Here is a 20,381-nt window from a genome sequence, read left to right as displayed (position 1 = left end):
CACATTCAGCCGTCGATGTTCAGCCCCGGATGCCTTTATGACAATGCTGCTTTCGGGACGCTGAAAACAGAGTGCCTGTATCGGAGAAAATTTTCGTGCCGGGCCGAAATCGAACAGGTGGTGGAGTATGTGCGATTCTGCAACTATGAGCGGATCAGCCTGAAGAACGGCCTCACTCCGTTTGAAATCCGGAGCAAGGCCGTGTAATTCGCCGCTATTCTGCGACTGGGCGCTTTTTTCTTTGTCTGTTCGCTGGGAAACAGTCCAAAGTCTGCAACAGGGCGTTTTTTATTTGTCTATTTGTCAGGAGAGAAGTCTACAAAGATATACTGTAGGATGCATAAAAAGCAAAAAAGTTTTTATCAGAAAAAAATATAATATATTCAGAAAAAGATACAGCTTTACAAAAAGATGGTTTGGTTTCATAATATATTCATCATAAAAGCTAGCTTTATTATCAAAAACAGACAGGAGGAAAAACTTTGAAAAAAACAATATCTTTTATTGCAATGTTCCTTGCTTGCCTGATGTTGATTGGCTCCTTGGGTGCATGTGCTGAAAAGCCGGTATCCAGTAATGGAACCAGTAGTGTGGCGAGCGCAGACAGTACGGCAGATTCGGAAAATACAGCGGAGTTGGGAGAATATACCTCGGGAGACGAGTCCTATACATTTCGTGTCATTGTTCAGCAGGCAGAAGATAGTGTGCAGAGTGAAGGTTATGAAGTAAAGCAGGCTTTGGACGAATATATTTCCAGTTATCGTCCAAATTGGAATTATGAATTTGAAACAATTCCAAAACTGGAAGTTGCTTCCAAAATTTCAATTCTGATTTCTTCCAATGATGTTCCGGATTTCTTCGTTTATGAAGATGGAAAAATGCTTGATGATATTATCAAGCTTGATGCAATCATCAATCTGGAAGAGGATATTAAAAAGATCGGCCTGACAATCGAAGATTTTATGCTTCCGAGTGCAATTCAGTCCAAGCGGTTGACCAGTTCGTATGATACCATCTACTCGCTACCGACAAGTTTTAGTCTAAATATGCTTTTTTACAATAAGAAGATTTTCGCAGACAATGGTATTGAAATTCCTAAAACCTGGGATGACTATGAGGCTATTTGCGACACTCTACAGAACAAAGGCATTCAGCCAATGGCATTTGCAGGTGCAGAGGGATGGCTTTGCGGATGGTTTCTGAATAACTACACAGCTAGATTTATTTCTCCGCAGTTTCATTTGGATGCGGCAGTAAACGAAAATGGTGCAACGTTCCGTGATCCGGAATTTGTTGAAGCGGTACAGCATTGTCAGGACTTTTTCCAAAAGGGCTATGCCGGAGAAGGTTTCCTTTCTGTCGATCTTGCAAATATGTATCAGATTTTCTTAACAGGACAAGCTGCAATGATGCTTGCTTCTGCGGATTCAGTAGCATATCTTTCCGATCCGGATCAGTGTGAAATTGGAGAAGAAAATATTGGGTTAATTCATTGGGGAAATATTGAAGGTCGACCGGTTACATATGATGAAGCTATTGCAACGGACGAACTTGCTTGCGGTGTTGCAATGTGTATTGGAAAAAGTCAATGGGCAGAAGGTACGAATAATGAGTTCTTCCACTATTTGTTGACAAGCTGGGGAGACCGCATGATTTCCAATCGTAAATACAGTACGCCATATGTTTCGACAGTTGAAATTGACAAAGATTCCCTATCTCCTACACAGCAATTGGTTATAGAAAAGCTGGAAACGGTAAAAACGCCGACGCTGTGGTTTGAAGGAAAGATGAGTGCAGACGGTACATTGGCATCTCAGACAAACATTCAGCTTGTTTATGAGGGAACAATGACAGCACAAGATTATGCAGAGGAATTGGCAGAAATTACAGATAGAGAACATCCGATAAACGAATGATTCTCAAGATTTAATAGGAACGATCGCTAAAATCGCTCGATGTTTTTGTGCGGAGGGTGTTTCTCAATCACCCTCCGCTTAAATTAGGAAGGGAAGTGGAAGGACGGTATGGAAAGGATTCTGCGTGATAGAAAAGCAATCGCGGTTTTTGTGCTTCCAGGTTTATTTGTATATACATTCTTTGTGTTTGTACCTATGTTGAGGTCAGTGTATTTTACTTTTTTTGAGGGAACGCCCAATATTGATATGAACTTTGTTGGACTGGATAACTATGCGCGGTTGTTTACAGACAAAACTTTTTTTGACAGTTTAAAAATCACTTTAATATATTTGGTTTGGGTTGCGGGCGGTTGTGTAGTTTTGCCTTTAATTGCTTCGTTAATTTTAAAATATGGATTGAAACGGTTTGTTAATACGACTAGAACCGTAATTTATTTGCCATGTATTATTCCTGGTGTTGGAGTTGCAGCACTTTTTTCGAAAATGCTGGAAGTGCAGCCAAATTATGGATTGATAAACAGCCTATTAAGTGCGGTCGGCCTAGAGTCTATGGTGAAAGCATGGACAGGTTCGTCCGCAACTGCATTAGGTACGGTGATTGCAGCGGATATGTGGCGTGGGATTGGGTATTATACAATTATTTTTTTTGCTGGATTAATCAATATTCCGAATGAATTAGACGAGGCGGCACGAATTGACGGTGCAAATATGTTTCAGACAATTCGAAAAATTGTATTGCCGATGTTGAAGCCGGTGACTATCATGTGCGCTGTGCTAACATTAAATAACGCATTAAAGGTTTATGATATGCCGCGGGTTTTAACGAAAAACGGTGGACCGGGTCACGCTACAGAGGTCCTTTCGCTTTATATGTATCGAACAGCTTTCCGCAGTTGGGAATATGGATACGGAAGTACGCTTGCGGTGGTAATTCTGATATTGACACTCGTTTTTACGCAGGTAGTATCAAGATTAGATCGCGAGACGGATTAGAGGAGGAAGCAAGATGGGGAAATGTAGAAAAATAATAGGACAAAGTTTTATGAAATTGTTTATCGCAGCAATCTTTATCCTCAATCTATATCCATTCCTATGGCTTTTTCTTTCTTCGTTAAAAAAGGATTATGAATATGCGAGACCAATGTATATGCTTCCGGAAGGGCTCTATTTTCAAAACTATGTCAATGCAATCAAAGTGTCAAACGTTGGACTAATGTTTAAAAATACAGTAATTGTAACATTTGTTTCAATTCTAGCAGCATGGATACTGAGCGTGACACTTGCATTTGGTGTCACTAGGATGAAGTGGAGATTTTCAAAAGCGGTTCTTTTGTATGTGCAGATCGGTATGTTCATTCCACCGTTTGTGTTATTGCTTCCACTTTTCTTAACATTGCAATCTTTAGGCGTTTTGAATACACTTTTTGGTTTGGTTATTGTATTTGGAAGCGGGATCTCTATGCCGGTATACCTATTGTCTGGCTTTTATCGGTATGTTCCGGCAGAAATTATGGAGGCTTCTGTAATTGATGGATGTAACATCTATAAGATGTTTTTTAAAATTGTAATGCCGATGTCGCTTAATGGGTATATTACAGTAATTATGCTGATTTTTACTGGCATCTGGAACGATCTTCTCATTTCACAGACGTTTGTTTCGAGTAATTCTAAACGAATGTTACAAGCTGGCTTGGTTATGTTTTTAGATGCGTGGGGAGGTCGAGATTGGGGATCTACATTTGCAGTTATCTGCATTTCAATTTTTCCAACAGTTGCGTTATATTTGTTGCTGAATAACAAGATTATTGATGGCTTGGCAGCTGGTGCGGTAAAAGGATAAATTCATCCTAGATTCGGGTTCGTTTTTTCTGTATACTGGTATGCAGGAGGCGATTTCAGTGCATAAAATTAAGAAAATATTTGGCTGCGGGAAAATTAGAAATAAATTTTTATTTATTTCTCTTTCGGTTGGCATAATTCCATTACTGCTATTGGGAATAATTTCTTATATAGTCTCTGTAAACAGTATGCTGAAAAAAACGACCGTAATGCTTAATGGAAATCTGCAGATGTCTAATAGCATGTTAGATATCCAGTCAAAGACAGTGGAAACCCTAATGCGCCGGGTGCTGGATAATAAAGTGATTACACAAATTCTTAAGGAGCAGACTGGAGATACAGATGTTGTAACCAGGCAAACATTGGACAGGGAATTTCGGACGATTTGCTCGAATGCAAACGGAATTGTGACAGCGTATCTTTTTAACTGCAAAGAATTTCGATACTGCTATCGTGGAAATGAAGATCTTTCAAAATTGTCGATAAATTACCAATCTTTTCAGAATTCAGATTGGTACCATACAACGGAAACTGCCGCAGGAAAAGAGTGCTATTTCCTTTACAATGTTATTCAGGAAAATTTGGTTGCGTCAACACCGAGTATTTCTGTGACAAAACTTTTGCGGGATTTGGAGACTGGAGAAGTTTACGGAGTTGTAGTAATGAATTTTGGAGAGAGCTTTTATGGTAAGATTTTTCCTTCGGAAATTTTGCAAAAAAATACAAATTATTTTTTAGTACAATTCCACGATTCTGATTTGAAGTTTTTGCAGCTATCTAAAAATAAAGACTCCCTCAGATTTACAGAAGATGGGGTCCTTGCGCTTCTTCATGAAGACGATTCCGCTCTTGTTACAACTTTTCAGAATTATCGAACTGGATGGACACTTTTATGCGCAGTTAAAAAGAGTGATTTGTTGGCTGATAATTATGTAATCCCTGTTTTTACAGTTGTTTGTATGTGCGGATTGATTATCCTTTCGGCTATTATATCTGTGATTTCCTCCCGCACAATTACGCGTCCGCTTGCTCGACTAAGTCAGGAAATTGAAAATTTTACAGAAGGTAAAACTGTTACAGAGGCAGGTTTTGGAAATGACGAGGTTGGGAAGATTGGTCGACAGTTAAAAAAAATGGCTGATCAGAACGAACTACTGAAAAACAATTTGGTGAGACTGTCGGTTATGGAAAAGGAAGCAGAACTGAATAATCTACAGTCACAAATTAATCCGCACTTTCTTTATAACACCTTGTCTTCAATTTATTGGCTTTCTAAATTTAAGCGTTCTGAAGAAGCTGCTCAGATGGCACTTTCTCTTTCAGGGATTTTTAAATTTGCATTGAATAAAGGCGGCCAGATGGTTCCAGTTCGCTTGGAAATGGAGAATATCAAAAAATATATTGACATTCAAAATCTCCGATACGAGAATCGAATTTGTGTAGATTGGAAAATTGATGAAAATATTCTCGAAATTCCGATTTTAAAATTGCTTTTGCAGCCATTGGTGGAAAATGCAATTTATCATGGACTGGAACCGAAAGACGGAGATTGGAATCTAGTAGTTAGCGGAAAACAAGAAAACGATGAACTTGTTTTTGTTATACAAGACAATGGAATTGGAATGTGTATAGAGGATGTACTTGCACATGGATATGGAATTAAAAATGTTTCTGAGCGAATACGATTGAAGTATGGAACGCCATACGGTTGCACATTTGAAAGTGTACTGGGAGTGGGAACAACGGTAACAGTACGGTTGCCATTGCCGGAGGGAAATGCATGAAACAAGTTTTGATTGTTGATGATGAAAGGCTGACTGTCGAAGGTTTGCGACTTCTCGTAAACTGGAAATCTTATGATGCTGAGGTCTGTGCGGTGGCATTTGATGGGACAACAGCTTTGCAAAAGATTAAAATGTTTCATCCGGATATTGTTTTTACTGATATTCGAATGCCGGGAATGAATGGCTTGGAGCTGATACAGCAAGCGAAAAAAGAATTTCCAGATACAATTTTTATCATTATTAGTGGATATAACGATTTCGAATATATCCGGAAGGCATTGCGATTTGGCGTTACCGATTATGTTGATAAACCTGCCAGTGTTGAAAAGATTGACGAGGTTATGCGACATATTTCAACTGCTTTAGCAGAGCGGGATGTGTGTCAGCAGAAGTTTGGAATTTCAAAATGGAAAACGAAAATCAAACAAATCATGGAACAATTGATTATGCGGAAGTCAGTCTCTGAACAGGATGTTTTGTTAGTTGAGGAGCAAAATAACAATTATTTGGCTGGTGATGAATTTTTTTTGACCAGTGCAATAGAGTTTTCAGATCTCAGTACAGAATTGGAAACGTGTCTTGAAAAATGGTGTATGCAGCTATCGCATGCTGGTTTGATGCCATTTGTATTTCCGGATGGAAAGAATAAATATCTATTAGTTGTTTTGCAAAAACCAGCTAGAAGTACGCTGGAGAATTTGATGAAATCCACTTTTGGGTCGTATACCGAAGTTACAGAGTGCATGATTTCTGTGGGGATAGGAAATGCGTATCATGGATTTTTGGGATTTTTACAATCTGTCAAGGAAGCAAGGCGCGCGTTGGAATATGCAAAGTTTTTTGACGAGCCTTTGGCCATTGCGCGAGAAATCGAATATCAGACGTTTTTGCCGACGGAATTGTTGGGGTATGAAGCGGATATTGCGTTCTATATGCGAATGGGAGATCGCAAAGAAGTTTTGCACCAGGTTCGGGATATAACAGCAGTTTTTTTAAAAAACAATCTTTCTCCGGAGTTGTTTTGCCACGAATGTTTGCAAATGGTTTATCTGGGATTGACGGTTTGCAGGGAAACTGGCGAAGATTTCCTTATTGAACAAAAAAGTGTATTTCTCCCACACATAGAAATCCAACGTTGTATGACGCTTACGGAAATAGCTTTATGGGTAGAAGATGTATTTGCACAAATGCTCGATTGGATGGAGCAGAAAAAAGCAAGACAAAGTCGGAAAACGGTTTATCGAGCCAAAGAATATATTGATCTTCATTATCAGGAACCAATTACATTGGGTATGCTTTCTGAGATGTCTCATATGTATCCAACGTATTTCAGCGTTGTTTTTAAAGAACAGTTTGGAAAAACCTATGTAAAATATCTGAACGAGGTGCGGATGAATCAAGCCAAAACGTTATTATGTGAGACTTCAATGAAAGTTAAAGAGGTGTCAGCGCAGGTCGGTTATTTGAACGACCAGTATTTTTGCAACAAATTTAAATCTTATTATGGATGTACGCCGGAACAGTTCCGGCTATCAAAAAAAGAAAGGGAGAATAAAAAATGAAAACACAATGGATTGGAAGTGGACTAGGAAACCTACCGATTCTCGTGAAAGGTCGATCTGGCATGGTTAGTGCAGAAAATCCAACAGGCGAAAAAGGGAGAGCTGCAATGACGGGGAGTCATTTGGGCCCGACAAGAAAAGGATGTCCCTGTATTGCCAATTTGAAGCAAGGGGAAACGGCTACTATTCTCGCGTTGGATGGTCCCGGTGTAATAGAACACATTTTTATTACAGTAACAGACCGGACGGAAAAAAATTATTATGTGCTGCGTGATCTGGTGCTTCGGATGTATTGGGACGGCGAAGAAACGCCTTCCGTAGAATCTCCCCTTGGTGATTTTTTCTGTAATGGATTTGGCGCGACCTGCAATGTCAATTCCATGCCGATTGTGTGCAATCCAACGCGCGGTTTGAACTGCTATTTCCAGATGCCGTTCCACAAATCCGCAAAAATTACTATTGAAAATCAGCATCCGGTTGATATACCAAATTTTTTCTGGGAAATCGATTTTTGTCAATATGAAGAACTTCCAGAAAATATTGGATATTTTCATGCGCAGTGGAGACGAGATCCACTTACAACCTTACAAAAAGATTATGTAATTTTGGACGGGGTGAAAGGTAGCGGACACTATATCGGGACCTACATGGCGCTGCAGTCTTTAGAACGTTACTGGTGGGGTGAAGGTGAAGTGAAATTTTATATTGACGGAGACGATCCTTATCCATCTATCGCAGGAACCGGTGTGGAGGACTATTTTGGCGGTGCGTGGGGATTTCCGGGTGAAGTGAACGGAGAGCCAGTTGAAGAAACTTTCAATACGCCATTTATGGGATATCCATATTATTCAAATAAAATGCATTTCCGATATGAACAGTATGTCCGCGATGTCCCGCCGATGCGCGGAATGTATCGTTGGCATATTCTGGATCCGATTCGATTCTCTAACGATCTTAAGGTAACGGTTCAGCAGATCGGTTGGGGAATTAACGGATACTTTGAACGACAGGATGATCTTGCAACAGTTGCATATTGGTATCAGAGTGAGCCACACGGGAAATTTCCGATATTGCCGGAAGCGATTAAGCGGTGGCCGCGCTAAAAGGAGGTTATATAAATGAAAGATATATTGGTAACAGGTTGCGCACGCGGATTAGGTCTTGCGCTAGCAGAACAATATTTAGAAGCAGGATATCGTGTGTTCGGCGCAATTCGCAGTGCTATTACGCCCGAGTTGGAGGCGCTGAAAAAATGCTATGGAGATCAATTGCAGCTTGTACAAATGGATATTGGCTGCACAGAATCTGTTAAAAAAGGGTGCGCCGAAATTAAAAAAAAGAGCAATGCACTCGAGCTGATTATCAACAATGCAGGTGTATGGCCCGCAGATTATAAGCTTCCGCTTGAAGAAATTGATGTTGACGGCTTCCTTGATACGATCAATATCAATGCACTTGGGAGTCTGAGAATTGCAAAAGAATTAATCCCCCTGCTTCGCAAGGGAGATGAAAAAGCATATGTCAATATTTCTTCCGGTGCTGCCAGCTTTATGGAAACGCGAACAGCAACTTTTCGCGCCGATGAATACCCTTATGCCTATAATATGTCTAAAACAGCGCTCAATATGGGAGCTTGCCTGATGCAGCGATATTTTATTAATGCAGGTTATAAAATCAAAGTTTTATGTATTTGCCCGGGTGGTGTACAGACAAGGATGCAGGATGGCTGTCCACAGCCACCGAAAGGAATGGGGCAGGTACAGCCGCCGGCGTTATCTGCACAGCGAATTCGTATGGTGATTGAAAAGCATAAGGATGATTTAGAAGCGCCGTTTTTTTGGCACAATACAGGGGAAGCTTTTTATTATTAATATAAATAAAGGGGAATATTCAATGGTAAAATGGAATTTAGGAATTATCGGTCCAGGGTTGATTTGGCAGAATATCCATACAGCAATTATAAAAAAATTGGACCAAACTTTCGAGGTGCGGGCGTTTTGTGCTAGAACACAACAAACACTAGATAAAGCAAAGAAAGAATATCCAGATGCGGATTGCTATTTGGATGTTAATGAGCTTCTAGCAAGAAAAGATTTAGATGCAGTATTTGTCGCACTTCCAATTGCAAATAATGGAAAAATGGCACTTCGCGCACTGCAGGCGGGGAAACATGTGTTTTTAGAAAAGCCAATGGCAGTAAATGGTCCAGAAGCAAAGCAGATATTGGAAGCGTCGAGAATAAGCGGAAAATATGTTTATGTCCTAGAAAATTTCGTTTATGCCGATTCTATACAGAAAGCGAAAGGCCTTCTGCGCGATGGTACCATAGGAGAACCAGTTTACTGTGACATGCATTTCCATTATATTATAGACGGCATACGATCAGCAATGGATGGATATGCACTGACTAAATGGCGTATTGAGGCTGATTATCCACTAGGTGCAATTATGGACGGCGGAATCCATTATCTCGCAATTTTAACACAGCTTTTTGGAAAACCTGAATGGATCTATGCAACCGGAAGCAATCTGCGTCCTACTTATGGCGCTTACGACCATATTTTAACTATTTGTGGTTTTAATGCACCACTAAAGGTTAGTTATAGTCATTCTGGAATTCTTGATGGAAATGCAGAACAAATTTCCGTTTGGGGCACAAAAGGCTATCTTTCTGTTAATTCCAACAAAATCGAAGTGTTTCCTTATGAAGGAAATGCATATGATTTGACATGTGATCCAGAAGAAAGCCATCTTACAATGTGGAAGCATTTTTCCGATTGTATTCAGACAGAAAAAACACCGGTCTATTCTATTGAGGAAGGCGTCTGGAGTATAGAAATGTGCGATGCAATTCAAAAATCGCTACTTCAACATCAGGAGATTTTTCTATAGAACTTTGTTTCATAAAACCTATATACAACGTTTTTTAGTTAAATGGGCATTAAGAAAACAAGAAAAACTTTTCTTAATATGCAGTTTGTCTGCCGAGGAATATAGTTATTTCTCCTAAGAAGTGAAACTACAAAAAAGCATAGGTGTTTTTTTATATCCATGACAGCTTGTCGAAAAAAGCACAGCGAAAGCGTGTCTCACTAAGGGATTATATACCTTGAAAAAAATCGGCATAGTTCGGAGTGCTCCGGCTATGCCGATTTTTTCTGTTCTTGGGGCAGTTCGACTGCTCCAATGAAGTTCCAATGAATAAGGATGGTCTGTTTTTTCGGATAAGGTAAGATAAGCTGCGCAAATTGAAAAGAGGATAAAAGAAGACATAGCTTGCAGGCTCTGGTAGAATGAAGTCACAACACAAACATTCGAAAGGAGACAGCAAACGATGTCCGAGAAAATTGTACAGCTAAATGAGGAACTAGTCAAGGGGCAGATCAAGGAATTGGTCCGAAGCAGCGTGGAAGAAACCCTGAACGAGCTGCTGGAAAAGGAGGCGGAGTCCCTGACGCAGGCGGCCCGCTGCGGGCGCAGCGAGGCCCGTCAAGGCTATCGCAGCGGCCGCTATGACCGCTGCCTCACCACGACCTCCGGCGATGTCACGCTCCATATGCCGCGGCGCAAGGGTGTGTCCTTCGAGACGGTCATCATCGAGCGGTATCGCCGCCGGGAGAGCAGCGTGGAGGAGGCCCTCATTGAAATGTATCTGGCAGGCGTTTCCGTGCGCCGTGTGGAAGACATCACCGAAGTCCTGTGGGACAGCAAGGTCTCGCCCACTGCCGTCAGCGAACTGAACAAGAAAGCCTGCGTCCACATTGAGGACTGGCGGAACCGGCCACTACAGGGCGGACGGTATCCGTATGTGTCTATGTGGACGGCATCTGCCTGCGCCGCAACTGGGGCGGAGAATACGAAAATGTCGCCATTCTGGTGGCAATCGCCGTGAATGAGGACGGGTTTCGTGAGGTTCTGGGCGCTGCCGAGGGGATGAAAGAGGACAAGGTCAGCTGGGTCAGCTTCTTCCAGCGGCTGCGCGGGCGGGGTCTAGACGGCGTAAAGCTCATCGTCGGCGACAAGTGCATGGGGATGCTGGAGGCCGTGGGCGAAGTATTCCCAGATGCCAAATACCAGCGCTGCATCGTGCATTTCTACCGCAATGTTTTCTCCGTTGTGCCCAGATCCAAGGTTAAGATGGTAGCGAAAATGCTCAAGGCGATCCGCGCGCAGGAGAGCAAGAAAGCCTCCCGCAAGAAGGCAAGAGCTGTCGTTGCCGAACTGAGAGCGATGAAGCTGAAGGAGGCTGCCAAGAAGGTCGAGGACGGCATCGAGGAAACGCTGACCTGCTGTGATTTTCCCAGCGAGCACTGGACGCGTATCCGCACCAACAATGCGATCGAGCGGCTGAACCGTGAGATCCGCCGCAGGACGCGTGTGGTGGGAACGTTCCCCGATGGGAACTCTGCGCTGATGCTGGTCTGTGCAAGGCTGCGTCATGTGGCGGGAACGCAGTGGGGCAACAAGAAGTACATGAACATGAAGCATCTGGAGGCGGCTTTGAACGACGTCCCTATTGCCGGCTGACTTCATTCAGCCGGAGTCTGCAAATAAATTTGCGCATAAATCTTGACAGTACCTATCTGTGTGCCGTACTGGATCTGTGCGGAAAAATGGTGCTGGCGAATCAGAAATTCTTTTTCTAACGGATTTAAGTGTTTAGACATAAAGATGAGCTCCTTTCCGGTAGAATACTCGCCTTTATATTACTCCACGGTTAGGCTTTTTTCTACCCTTCCGTGTCCACTTTTATAATAGCATCGGGATGCCTGTAAAAAAGAGAAGGTCGCTGATGGACGAATCCTCCACAGCGACCAAGATTTCAATATACAGACCAAGCATACTTTGACCTAAGCCAAGAATACCACATTCAGCCGTCAATATCCAGCCCCGGATGCCCTTATGACAATGCGGCAATGGAAAATTTTTTCGGGACGCTGAAAACAGAGTGCCTGTATCGGAGAAAATTTTTGTGCCGGGCCGAAATCGAACAGGCGGTGGCGGAGTATGTGCGATTCTACAACTATGAGCGGATCAGCCTGAAAAACGGCCTCACTCCGTTTGAAATCCGGAGCAAGGCCGTGTAATTCGCCGCTATTCTGCGACTGGACGCTTTTTTCTTTGTCTGTTAAACGGGGATCGGTACACTTAGCCATGCGAAAAGGGGCTTTTTTAATGATGATGGACACCGCGGCTGTGCGGTGCAGTGGAATCAGAAAGGATACAGGCTGCAATCAGGTGGTTTTCCCAATGTCGTGACGATAGTGCGCGCCGTCAAAATGAATTTTGGAGACCCCGTCATACGCCTTTTGCAGCGCCTCGTCGAGTGTTGCACCGCATGCCGTGACGCCAAGCACCCGACCGCCGGCAGTCTGGAAAGCGCCGTCTTTTTGCGCTGTCCCAGCGTGGTAAACCACGGCGTCGCTGTCAGAAAGCTGACCGTCTGCAGAAAGGCCGGTGATCGGAATTCCTTTCCGATATGAGCCGGGATATCCGCCGGACGCCATGACGACACAGGCGGCAGCGCCGTCTTTCCATTCAATTTCCAGGTCAGAGAGTCGGTTTTCGATAATTGCAAGCAAAATCTCGACGAGATCTGTTTTCAGACGCGGCAGGACGACCTGCGTTTCCGGATCGCCGAAACGCGCGTTGTATTCGATCACCTTCGGGCCGTCCGGCGTGAGCATTAAACCAAAATAGAGACAGCCGCGGAAGGTGCGACCCTCTGCGTTCATGGCGTGCATGGTGGGCAGGAAGATCGTTTCCATGCATTCCTTTGCGATCGCGTCCGTATAGTAGGGGTTCGGACTGATGGTTCCCATTCCGCCGGTGTTGAGCCCCTCGTCGTGATCCAGCGCGCGCTTGTGGTCTTTGGAGGCGACCATCGGTTTCATCACAATTCCATCGGTAAACGCAAGGACAGAAACCTCCGGCCCGGTCAGAAATTCTTCCACAACCACACGGCTTCCGGCATTTCCAAAGACTTTGTCTTCCATGATAGAATGCAGCGCGGCTGTGGCCTGTTTTTCGTCAGTACAGATCAGAACGCCTTTTCCAAGCGCCAGCCCATCTGCTTTGATTACAGTCGGATAGCGGCCCTGCTCGCGGATATACCGCAGCGCGTCAGCCGGATCAGAAAATACCGCATAATCCGCAGTGGGGATGCCGTATTGTTTCATCAGATTTTTGGAGAAAACTTTGCTGCTTTCAATTTCAGCAGCCGCTGCACACGGCCCGAAAGCAGCGATTCCAGCGGCTTCCAGCGCGTCGACCATTCCCGCAGCGAGAGGGTCGTCCGGCGCAACGAACACAAGATCGATTTCCTGTTCTTTTGCAAACCGGACTACGCCGTCCAGATCCATTGGGGAAATCGGAACACATTCTGCGTCACAGGCAATCCCGCCATTTCCGGGCGCGCAGTAAATTTTTTGAACCTTGGGGCTTTCGAGAAGCTTGCGAATGATCGCATGTTCCCGGCCGCCACTTCCGATAACCAGTAATTTCATGGTGCTTTTCTCCTCTGCAAAACTCAGTGGTGGAACAGACGAATTCCGGTGAATGCCATTGCGATTCCGTATTTGTCACAGGTTTCAATGACATTGTCGTCCCGGATGGATCCGCCGGGCTGTGCGATGTAGGCGACGCCGCTCTTGTGCGCGCGCTCGATGTTATCGCCGAATGGGAAGAAGGCGTCGGAGCCCAGCGAGACACCGGAAAGTGTTTGCAGCCATGCGCGTTTCTCCTCACGGGAAAGCGGTTCCGGCTTTTCCGTAAAGAAAAGCTCCCAGGCACCGTCGCGGAGAACGTCCTCATATTCTTCTCCGATGTAGACATCAATGGTGTTGTCCCGGTCCGGACGGCGGATGTCCGCTTTAAACGGTAGGGCAAGCACCTTCGGATGCTGACGCAGATACCAGTTATCCGCTTTGTTTCCGGCAAGTCTTGTGCAGTGCACGCGGGACTGCTGTCCGGCACCGACACCGATAACCTGTCCGTCCTTTGCATAGCAGACGGAGTTGGACTGTGTATATTTCAGGGCGATGAGGGCAATCACGAGGTCTCGTTTCGCTTCTTCCGGAAGCGTTTTGTTGGCGGTCGGCAGCTCCGATAGGAGAGAGGCGTCGATCTTCAGTTCATTGCGTCCCTGTTCAAAGGTGACGCCGAAAACATCTTTGTGCTCAATCGGAGCCGGGACATAGGTTTCGTCAATTTGAATGATATTGTAAGTGCCCTTGCGTTTGGACTTCAAAATCGCGAGCGCTTCCGGCGTGTATCCGGGCGCAATCACACCGTCGGAGACTTCGCGCTTGATGAGATTGGCGGTTTCGGCATCGCAGGGATCCGAAAGCGCGATAAAATCGCCGTAGGAGGACATCCGGTCTGCGCCGCGCGCCCGGGCGTAGGCACAGGCAAGCGGAGAGAGCGGGAGATCATCGACAAAATAGATTTTTTTCAGCGTGTCAGAAAGCGGAAGGCCGACGCCGGCTCCGGCAGGACTGACGTGTTTGAAGGATGCCGCAGCAGGAAGTCCTAAAGCAGCTTTTAACTCTTTGACCAGCTGCCAGCTGTTAAAGGCGTCCAGAAAATTGATGTATCCGGGTTTGCCGTTCAGAACTTCAATCGGAAGTTCTCCGCCCTCCTTCATGAAAATGCGGGACGGCTTCTGATTCGGGTTGCATCCGTATTTGAGCATAAGTTCGTTCGCCATGGCCGTAACGCCTCCTTATTGATTTTTATTGAGAATCCGGGTTTCGGTTTCTCCGGTTGCAAGGTCAATATAGCGGGTAAAGAGGGAAACCTTATTGTCTTCGTTGAGGCTCTCCCAAAGCTGGGAGGTGAAGGAATCGAGATCGCCGGAAATTGCGACCGGCACCGGTTCTCCGGTAAAAGACGGAATCGGGTTGCCGTCACAGCGATAAGTGTGCAGGAAATGACCCTCGCCGGAGACAGCAGGGGTATAGTCAAAGAAATATCGGCGGACTGCATCGGGGTTTCCGTCTGCACTCTTTAAAATCGAGAGCTTATAGGAAAATCCGTTGCGCAGACTGACAAGACCGGAAATTCGCGGGGTGTAATTCGGCGCATCCGGCTCAAAAGTGCGGGTGCGCAGTGCGTCCTCAAAGCTTGCGCCTGCCTCCAGAAAGTCATAGATCGTGTCGGTTTGATCACCGTTGGTCACGATGGTGTCGCTTCCGGAAACCCGAACCGGCGCATAGATAATGAGCGAAGGATCCTGGAGTTTCGCCGGATCGAACGCTTCGGTTTTGATGCCTGCCTCAAACGGGACAAAAATCCGGTTCCGGCTGTTTTCGCTGCGGCCCATAATAAAATAGGCGATAACCGCGTGGTTTCCGTCCGCGCTCTTTCCAAGAAGAATGCCGCGGCCCGGATAAGTATTTTGGGTCAGAAGATCGTGAATTTGGTTCATGCAGTGCCTTCCTTTCGCTCAAGTATCTGTACGGTGTTGCCTTGGACGGAAAGCCGTCCTTCACAAAACAGGGAAACGGCTAGGGGAAGAAGCTTCCATTCCGCCTCCTCCATAACCCGCCGCTGCAAGCGTTCCGGTGTGTCGTCCGGCAGGACCGCAACCGCTTTTTGCAGGATAATCGGACCGCCGTCGCAGACCTCATTGACAAAATGGACTGTTGCTCCGGTGAGTTTTACGCCGCGCTCCAGTGCAGCCTCATGGACGTGCAGCCCATAGTATCCCTTGCCGCAGAAAGCCGGAATCAGCGCCGGATGAATATTGATAATCCTGCCGCTGTACCGATTGACAATCGGTTCCCGAATAATGGTCATGAATCCTGCCAGGACAATGAGATCCGTCTGATACCGGTCAAGGAGATCGAGCAGCGCGTGATCGTAAGCTTCCGCAGAGGGAAAATCCTTTCGGGAAAGTGTTTCTCCCGGAATTCCGGCGTTTTTGGCGCGTGTCAGCGCGTAGGCGTCCGGGTTGGAGGAGATGACGCAGGCAATTTGCCCGTTTTGAATTTCCCCGCGCGCTTGTGCGTCAAGGAGTGCCTGCAGATTGGTTCCGCCGCCGGAAACGAGGACGGCAATTTTCAGCATAATTCCACCCCGTCGTCCCCCTTGACGACATGCCCCATGATAAAGGCCGATTCGCCGGCTGTACGGAATGCGCAGAGCGCAGCGTCGGCCTCTTCTTTTGCGACGGCAACACACATGCCGACCCCCATATTAAAGGTGTTGTACATATCGCGCTCTACAATCCGGCCCTGCGCCTGCATCAAAGTGAAGATCGGCAGCACCGGAATCGATTGTTTCTCGATTTTGGCGGAAAGCCCCTTCGGCAGCATCCGCGGAATGTTTTCATAGAATCCGCCGCCGGTAATGTGAGAGACCGCATTGATGGAGACCTTCTGCATCGCTGCAAGCAACGGCTTTACATAAATTTTTGTCGGTGTCAAAAGACATTCCCCCAGCGTCATGCCGAGATCCGCCATGTACATGTTGATGTTGCGCTCACTGATATTGAAGAGCTTGCGCACAAGAGAAAAACCATTGGAGTGCACACCGGAGGAGGGCAGCCCGATTAGAACGTCACCGGCCTGCACCGAAGAGCCGTCGATCATGTTTTTGCGGTCGGCCATTCCCACGCAGAAGCCGGCGAGGTCGTATTCGTCTACCGGATAAAATCCCGGCATCTCAGCGGTTTCGCCGCCGACAAGCGCGCATCCGGACTGCACACAGCCTTCTGCAACGCCGGAGACGATCTGCGCAACCTTTTCCGGGTAGTTTTTTCCGACCGCGATATAGTCCAGGAAAAAGAGCGGCGAAGCACCGCTGCACACGACGTCGTTGACGCACATGGCGACGCAGTCAATTCCGACGGTGTCATGCTTGTCCAGCAGGAACGCAATCCGCAGTTTGGTTCCGACGCCGTCTGTGCCGGAAACGAGAACAGGTTCCTCCATGCCTGCAAAATCCGGTTTGAATGCGCCGCCGAATCCACCGAGTCCATTGAGAACACCGGGGGTTACGGTGCGCGCGACGTGCTGTTTCATCAGTTCGACTGCCTGGTATCCTGCTGTGACGTCGACACCGGCAGCCTTGTAGCTGGCACTATAGCTGTTCATCCGTAGTTCCTCCTCTAAAATACGTAAGAGCTTTTTAAGAGCTTTTAAAGCGCTGCAATTTCTTTTTCAAGCGCAGCGTCTTTTTTTGCAACAGATTCTGCCATTTGCCGCTTCATGTCCTGAAGCTTTTCAGAAAGCGAAGCGTCTGTGACAGCAAGAATTTCGGCAGCCAAAATGGCGGCGTTGTCCGCCCCGTTGATGGCAACTGCGGCGACCGGAATGCCGGAAGGCATCTGAACGGTGGAGAGCAGAGAATCCAAACCGCCCATATCGGAAGTTTTCATCGGAATTCCAATGACAGGAAGGGTCGTATAGGCAGCAAGAACACCGGCCAAATGCGCCGCTTTCCCCGCTGCTGCGATGATAACGCCAAAGCCCTCTTTTGCGGCCGATACAGCAAAGGACGCTGCGCGGTCGGGCGTGCGATGTGCAGACATCACGTGAACTTCAAACGGGATGTCAAGTGCTTTCAGACGCTTGATTCCTGCGCTGACGACAGGAAAATCGCTGTCGCTTCCCATAATAACGGCAACCTTTTTGTTCATTGCAGTTTCGCTCCTTTTTTGTCCAGAAGTTTGAAGTCTCTCTGAAAATCAAAAAGCGGGCTGCGCAAACAGCCCGCAAAAAGATTATAATGAGATGGGGAGGCCGTCGTGTCCGTTTTCTCTCAAAAAATTCATGAAACACGCCTCCCACTCCTGATGATACTTTCATTGTATCGGATTCGCGGAAGAAATTCAACCGCTTCTTTCGGTTCTTTTGAAAATTCAGCGTGGCGCGTCAAAGCACACACAAAACAAATCCGGTTTTTGGTGAACCTGACTTATTCCGCTTTCGGCGCATCTGTGACCAGTTCCCGTAGAGAGGTCGCCAGACCGGCCAGAGACTGAATGTTGGAAGGAATGATAATTTTGGTCGCTTTTCCGTCAGCCGCTTTTGAGAACGCTTCCAGACTCTTCAGAGCGATAACCTGCTCGTTCGGGCTGGCTTCGTTGAGCAGCTTCAGGCTGTCCGCCAGCGCGCGCTGGACGGAGAGAATCGCTTCCGCCTCGCCTTCCGCTTCACGAATTTTCGTTTCTTTCATTGCATCCGCGCGGAGAATCGCAGATTCTTTGTGGCCTTCTGCGATCAAAATAGCGCTGCGTTTTTCACCTTCCGCGTCCAAAATCTTTGCGCGGCGTTCCCGTTCGGCCTTCATCTGTTTTTCCATAGCGTCCTGAATGGCCGCCGGCGGCAGGATGTTTTTCAGCTCCACACGATTGACTTTAATTCCCCAGGCATCGGTCGCCTCGTCCAAAATACCGCGAATCTTGGCGTTGATGACGTCACGAGAGGTCAGGGTGCTGTCCAGCTCCATTTCGCCGATGATGTTGCGCAGCGTTGTCGCAGAGAGGTTTTCAATGGCTGCAATCGGACGTTCGACGCCGTAGGTATACAGCTTGGGGTCCGTAATCTGAAAATAGACGACCGTATCAATCTGCATGGTGACGTTATCTTTCGTAATAACCGGCTGCGGCGGGAAGTCGATGACCTGTTCTTTCAGGGAAACCTGACGGGAGATTTTGTCGATGAAAGGAATTTTAATGTGCAAGCCGGTACCCCATGTACAGCGGTATGCGCCCAGGCGTTCGAGTACATAAGCATTTGCCTGTGGGACAACTTTAATGTTGGCGATTGCGATGAGAATGACTAGGATCAGCAGAGCGGCGATGATGATCAGCTCCATGAAAAACTCCTCCTGCATATTATTTTTATCAACAGCCCCGTTTTAAGAGGGCTGTTTTAAAGAGACCAAAACTTTGACGCCCTCGATCCGGTTTACAATGACGTCGGCGCCAGCCGGAATCGGCGTTCCGTCGACGGAGCGGGCAGTCCAGTGGGATCCGAGAACCATAACCTGGCCGGTTCCCTGGATATTATCAATCGACACGGTTACAACGCCTTCTTTTCCGATATATCGATCCGCGTTGGTTTCCGTTCGTTTAAAGTGCATCATCCGTTTGACCAGCGGCCGGGTTGCGAGAAGTGCAATTCCGGTAACCAGAAGAAATAGAAGAATTTGCAGCCAGATTGCAGCATCGCACATTCCGGCGATCAGTGCGGCAAGGCCGCCGGCGACAAACCAGATGGAGACGAGTTGTGCGGTAGCGGCTTCAATTACAATGGAAAGAACGATGACGACGAGCCAAATATAGGGCATAACGGACTCCAAATCGGACACCTCCAATCAAAATCATCTGACAAGGCAAAAAGCTTTCAGGAAAGTGAATTTGCTTTACGAGATTCGCAAAAAAGAAAATGCATTTTTTGCAGGAAAATGCAGAAAAAACGTGGTTTTTTGCGAAATTTTTCGAAAAAGCAAAGGCCAATTCCCTTCCGCCTTTTGTCAGGGCAAGGCCTGCAATGCAGGAATTCCTACAGAAAGAAGAAAAAAGTTTGATTCCATACAAAAAAAGATGATCTGCAGTAGAATAAATGTATTATAACATAGTGTGTTGAGAGAAAATATTCCGATTTAGAATAATTGGCGTTTTCATCCGGAGATATTTTGCGGGTGTTCTGTACGGAAGCAGGGGGGATGTGTTATAATAACCCAAACGCCGCAATGCTGACGCATCGCGCAGGGCCAGATATTCTGGCCCCGGCAAAGCTGCGCTTTGGCGTTTGGAACATTGAAGCTACGCTAAAATAACCCAAACGCCGTGGTGCTGACGCATCGCGCAGGGCCAGATATTCTGGCCCCGGCAAAGCTGCGCTTTGGCGTTTGGAACATTGAAGCTACGCTAAAATAACCCAAACGCCGCAATGCTGACGCATCGCGCAGGGCCAGATATTCTGGCCCCAGCAAAGCTGCGCTTTGGCGATTGGAACATTGAAGCTGCGCTAAAATAACTCAAACGCCGTGGTGCTGACGCATCGCGCAGGGCCAGATATTCTGGTCCCAGCAAAGCTGCGCTTTGGCGTTTGGAACATTGAAGCCGCGCTAAAATAACCCAAACGCAGTGGTGCTGACGCATCGCGCAGGGCCAGATATTCTGGCCCCAGCAAAGCTGCGCTTTGGCGATTGGAACATTGAAGCTGCGCTAAAATAACCCAAACGCCGTGGTGCTGGCGCATCGCGCAGAGCCAGATATTCTGGCCCCAGCAAAGCTGCGCTTTGGCGATTGGAACATTGAAGCTGCG

The 20,381-nt window shown here is 46.5% G+C and carries 18 protein-coding genes and 1 pseudogene; 11 read left to right on the top strand and 8 right to left on the bottom strand.

Annotation, left to right across the window (positions count from 1 at the left end; all coding sequences use genetic code 11):
- Positions 1-15 precede the first annotated feature (15 nt).
- The 11 genes and pseudogenes from IAG03_RS00900 to IAG03_RS00850 all read left to right on the top strand — a co-directional run bounded on the left by IAG03_RS00900 (position 16) and on the right by IAG03_RS00850 (position 12,188).
- Complete coding sequence (locus tag IAG03_RS00900; protein WP_249317782.1) at positions 16-207, top strand: IS3 family transposase; 192 nt, start codon at positions 16-18, stop codon at positions 205-207.
- Positions 208-482: 275 nt separating this feature from the next.
- Entirely contained in the window at positions 483-1,916 is a 1,434-nt protein-coding gene (locus IAG03_RS00895; protein ID WP_249317781.1) for an ABC transporter substrate-binding protein, read from the top strand.
- A 108-nt stretch (positions 1,917-2,024) separates the two neighbouring features.
- Positions 2,025-2,909 carry a carbohydrate ABC transporter permease gene (locus IAG03_RS00890; protein WP_249317780.1) on the top strand — a complete coding sequence of 295 codons (885 nt, stop codon included), beginning with the start codon at positions 2,025-2,027 and terminating at the stop codon, positions 2,907-2,909.
- Positions 2,910-2,922: 13 nt separating this feature from the next.
- Positions 2,923-3,756, top strand: coding sequence for a carbohydrate ABC transporter permease (locus IAG03_RS00885; protein ID WP_249317779.1), 834 nt, complete (start codon positions 2,923-2,925; stop codon positions 3,754-3,756).
- Positions 3,757-3,814: 58 nt separating this feature from the next.
- A complete protein-coding gene (locus IAG03_RS14325; RefSeq protein ID WP_249317778.1) occupies positions 3,815-5,539 on the top strand; it encodes a histidine kinase in 1,725 nt (574 codons plus the stop codon).
- Positions 5,536-7,101 (top strand): response regulator, encoded by a 1,566-nt coding sequence (locus tag IAG03_RS00875; RefSeq protein WP_249317777.1) that lies wholly within the window; start codon positions 5,536-5,538, stop codon positions 7,099-7,101. Before IAG03_RS14325 ends, IAG03_RS00875 begins: the two co-directional genes overlap by 4 nt.
- Positions 7,098-8,204, top strand: a complete 1,107-nt coding sequence (locus IAG03_RS00870) for a glycoside hydrolase family 172 protein (protein ID WP_249317776.1) — start codon at positions 7,098-7,100, stop codon at positions 8,202-8,204. The genes IAG03_RS00875 and IAG03_RS00870 overlap by 4 nt, the downstream gene beginning before the upstream one ends.
- A gap of 15 nt (positions 8,205-8,219) precedes the next feature.
- Entirely contained in the window at positions 8,220-8,972 is a 753-nt protein-coding gene (locus IAG03_RS00865; protein WP_249317775.1) for an SDR family NAD(P)-dependent oxidoreductase, read from the top strand.
- Positions 8,973-8,994: 22 nt separating this feature from the next.
- The gene (locus IAG03_RS00860) at positions 8,995-9,993 is read left to right on the top strand and encodes a Gfo/Idh/MocA family protein (protein WP_249317774.1); all 999 of its coding nucleotides are present in this window, start codon (positions 8,995-8,997) and stop codon (positions 9,991-9,993) included.
- A 442-nt stretch (positions 9,994-10,435) separates the two neighbouring features.
- Positions 10,436-11,628 (top strand): annotated as a pseudogene (locus tag IAG03_RS00855) (IS256 family transposase).
- A gap of 341 nt (positions 11,629-11,969) precedes the next feature.
- Positions 11,970-12,188, top strand: coding sequence for an IS3 family transposase (locus IAG03_RS00850; protein WP_346726086.1), 219 nt, complete (start codon positions 11,970-11,972; stop codon positions 12,186-12,188).
- Positions 12,189-12,335: 147 nt separating this feature from the next.
- On the opposite strand, the gene purD is transcribed toward IAG03_RS00850, so the two are convergent.
- The 8 genes from purD to IAG03_RS00810 all read right to left on the bottom strand — a co-directional run bounded on the left by purD (position 12,336) and on the right by IAG03_RS00810 (position 19,398).
- A complete protein-coding gene (gene purD, locus IAG03_RS00845; RefSeq protein WP_249317772.1) occupies positions 12,336-13,607 on the bottom strand; it encodes a phosphoribosylamine--glycine ligase in 1,272 nt (423 codons plus the stop codon).
- Positions 13,608-13,630: 23 nt separating this feature from the next.
- Positions 13,631-14,809 carry a phosphoribosylaminoimidazolecarboxamide formyltransferase gene (locus IAG03_RS00840; protein WP_249317771.1) on the bottom strand — a complete coding sequence of 393 codons (1,179 nt, stop codon included), beginning with the start codon at positions 14,807-14,809 and terminating at the stop codon, positions 13,631-13,633.
- 15 nt (positions 14,810-14,824) lie between these two features.
- Positions 14,825-15,529, bottom strand: coding sequence for an IMP cyclohydrolase (locus IAG03_RS00835; protein ID WP_249317770.1), 705 nt, complete (start codon positions 15,527-15,529; stop codon positions 14,825-14,827).
- Entirely contained in the window at positions 15,526-16,170 is a 645-nt protein-coding gene (purN, locus tag IAG03_RS00830; RefSeq protein WP_249317769.1) for a phosphoribosylglycinamide formyltransferase, read from the bottom strand. The genes IAG03_RS00835 and purN overlap by 4 nt, the downstream gene beginning before the upstream one ends.
- A complete protein-coding gene (gene purM, locus IAG03_RS00825; protein WP_249317768.1) occupies positions 16,164-17,198 on the bottom strand; it encodes a phosphoribosylformylglycinamidine cyclo-ligase in 1,035 nt (344 codons plus the stop codon). Before purM ends, purN begins: the two co-directional genes overlap by 7 nt.
- A 44-nt stretch (positions 17,199-17,242) precedes the next feature.
- Entirely contained in the window at positions 17,243-17,743 is a 501-nt protein-coding gene (gene purE, locus IAG03_RS00820; RefSeq protein ID WP_249317767.1) for a 5-(carboxyamino)imidazole ribonucleotide mutase, read from the bottom strand.
- Positions 17,744-18,021: 278 nt separating this feature from the next.
- Complete coding sequence (locus tag IAG03_RS00815; RefSeq protein WP_249317766.1) at positions 18,022-18,924, bottom strand: SPFH domain-containing protein; 903 nt, start codon at positions 18,922-18,924, stop codon at positions 18,022-18,024.
- A 42-nt stretch (positions 18,925-18,966) separates the two neighbouring features.
- Positions 18,967-19,398: an NfeD family protein gene (locus tag IAG03_RS00810; RefSeq protein WP_249317765.1), complete on the bottom strand. Its 432-nt coding sequence runs from the start codon at positions 19,396-19,398 to the stop codon at positions 18,967-18,969.
- Positions 19,399-20,381 lie beyond the last annotated feature (983 nt).

The organism is Yeguia hominis (assembly GCF_014384705.1).
Taxonomy (GTDB): Bacteria; Bacillota; Clostridia; order Oscillospirales; family Acutalibacteraceae; genus Yeguia; species Yeguia hominis.
This window is presented reverse-complemented; position numbering and strand designations above follow the sequence as displayed.

Bases quoted from the DNA above. Each gene is read 5' to 3' on its own strand.
- IAG03_RS00900 (WP_249317782.1), top strand. From the start codon at position 16: ATGTTCAGCCCCGGATGCCTTTATGACAATGCTGCTTTCGGGACGCTG.
- IAG03_RS00890 (WP_249317780.1), top strand. From the start codon at position 2,025: ATGGAAAGGATTCTGCGTGATAGAAAAGCAATCGCGGTTTTTGTGCTT.
- IAG03_RS00885 (WP_249317779.1), top strand. From the start codon at position 2,923: ATGGGGAAATGTAGAAAAATAATAGGACAAAGTTTTATGAAATTGTTT.
- IAG03_RS00875 (WP_249317777.1), top strand. From the start codon at position 5,536: ATGAAACAAGTTTTGATTGTTGATGATGAAAGGCTGACTGTCGAAGGT.
- IAG03_RS00870 (WP_249317776.1), top strand. From the start codon at position 7,098: ATGAAAACACAATGGATTGGAAGTGGACTAGGAAACCTACCGATTCTC.
- IAG03_RS00865 (WP_249317775.1), top strand. From the start codon at position 8,220: ATGAAAGATATATTGGTAACAGGTTGCGCACGCGGATTAGGTCTTGCG.
- IAG03_RS00860 (WP_249317774.1), top strand. From the start codon at position 8,995: ATGGTAAAATGGAATTTAGGAATTATCGGTCCAGGGTTGATTTGGCAG.
- purD (WP_249317772.1), bottom strand. From the start codon at position 13,607: ATGAAATTACTGGTTATCGGAAGTGGCGGCCGGGAACATGCGATCATT.
- IAG03_RS00840 (WP_249317771.1), bottom strand. From the start codon at position 14,809: ATGGCGAACGAACTTATGCTCAAATACGGATGCAACCCGAATCAGAAG.
- IAG03_RS00835 (WP_249317770.1), bottom strand. From the start codon at position 15,529: ATGAACCAAATTCACGATCTTCTGACCCAAAATACTTATCCGGGCCGC.
- purN (WP_249317769.1), bottom strand. From the start codon at position 16,170: ATGCTGAAAATTGCCGTCCTCGTTTCCGGCGGCGGAACCAATCTGCAG.
- purM (WP_249317768.1), bottom strand. From the start codon at position 17,198: ATGAACAGCTATAGTGCCAGCTACAAGGCTGCCGGTGTCGACGTCACA.
- purE (WP_249317767.1), bottom strand. From the start codon at position 17,743: ATGAACAAAAAGGTTGCCGTTATTATGGGAAGCGACAGCGATTTTCCT.
- IAG03_RS00815 (WP_249317766.1), bottom strand. From the start codon at position 18,924: ATGGAGCTGATCATCATCGCCGCTCTGCTGATCCTAGTCATTCTCATC.
- IAG03_RS00810 (WP_249317765.1), bottom strand. From the start codon at position 19,398: ATGCCCTATATTTGGCTCGTCGTCATCGTTCTTTCCATTGTAATTGAA.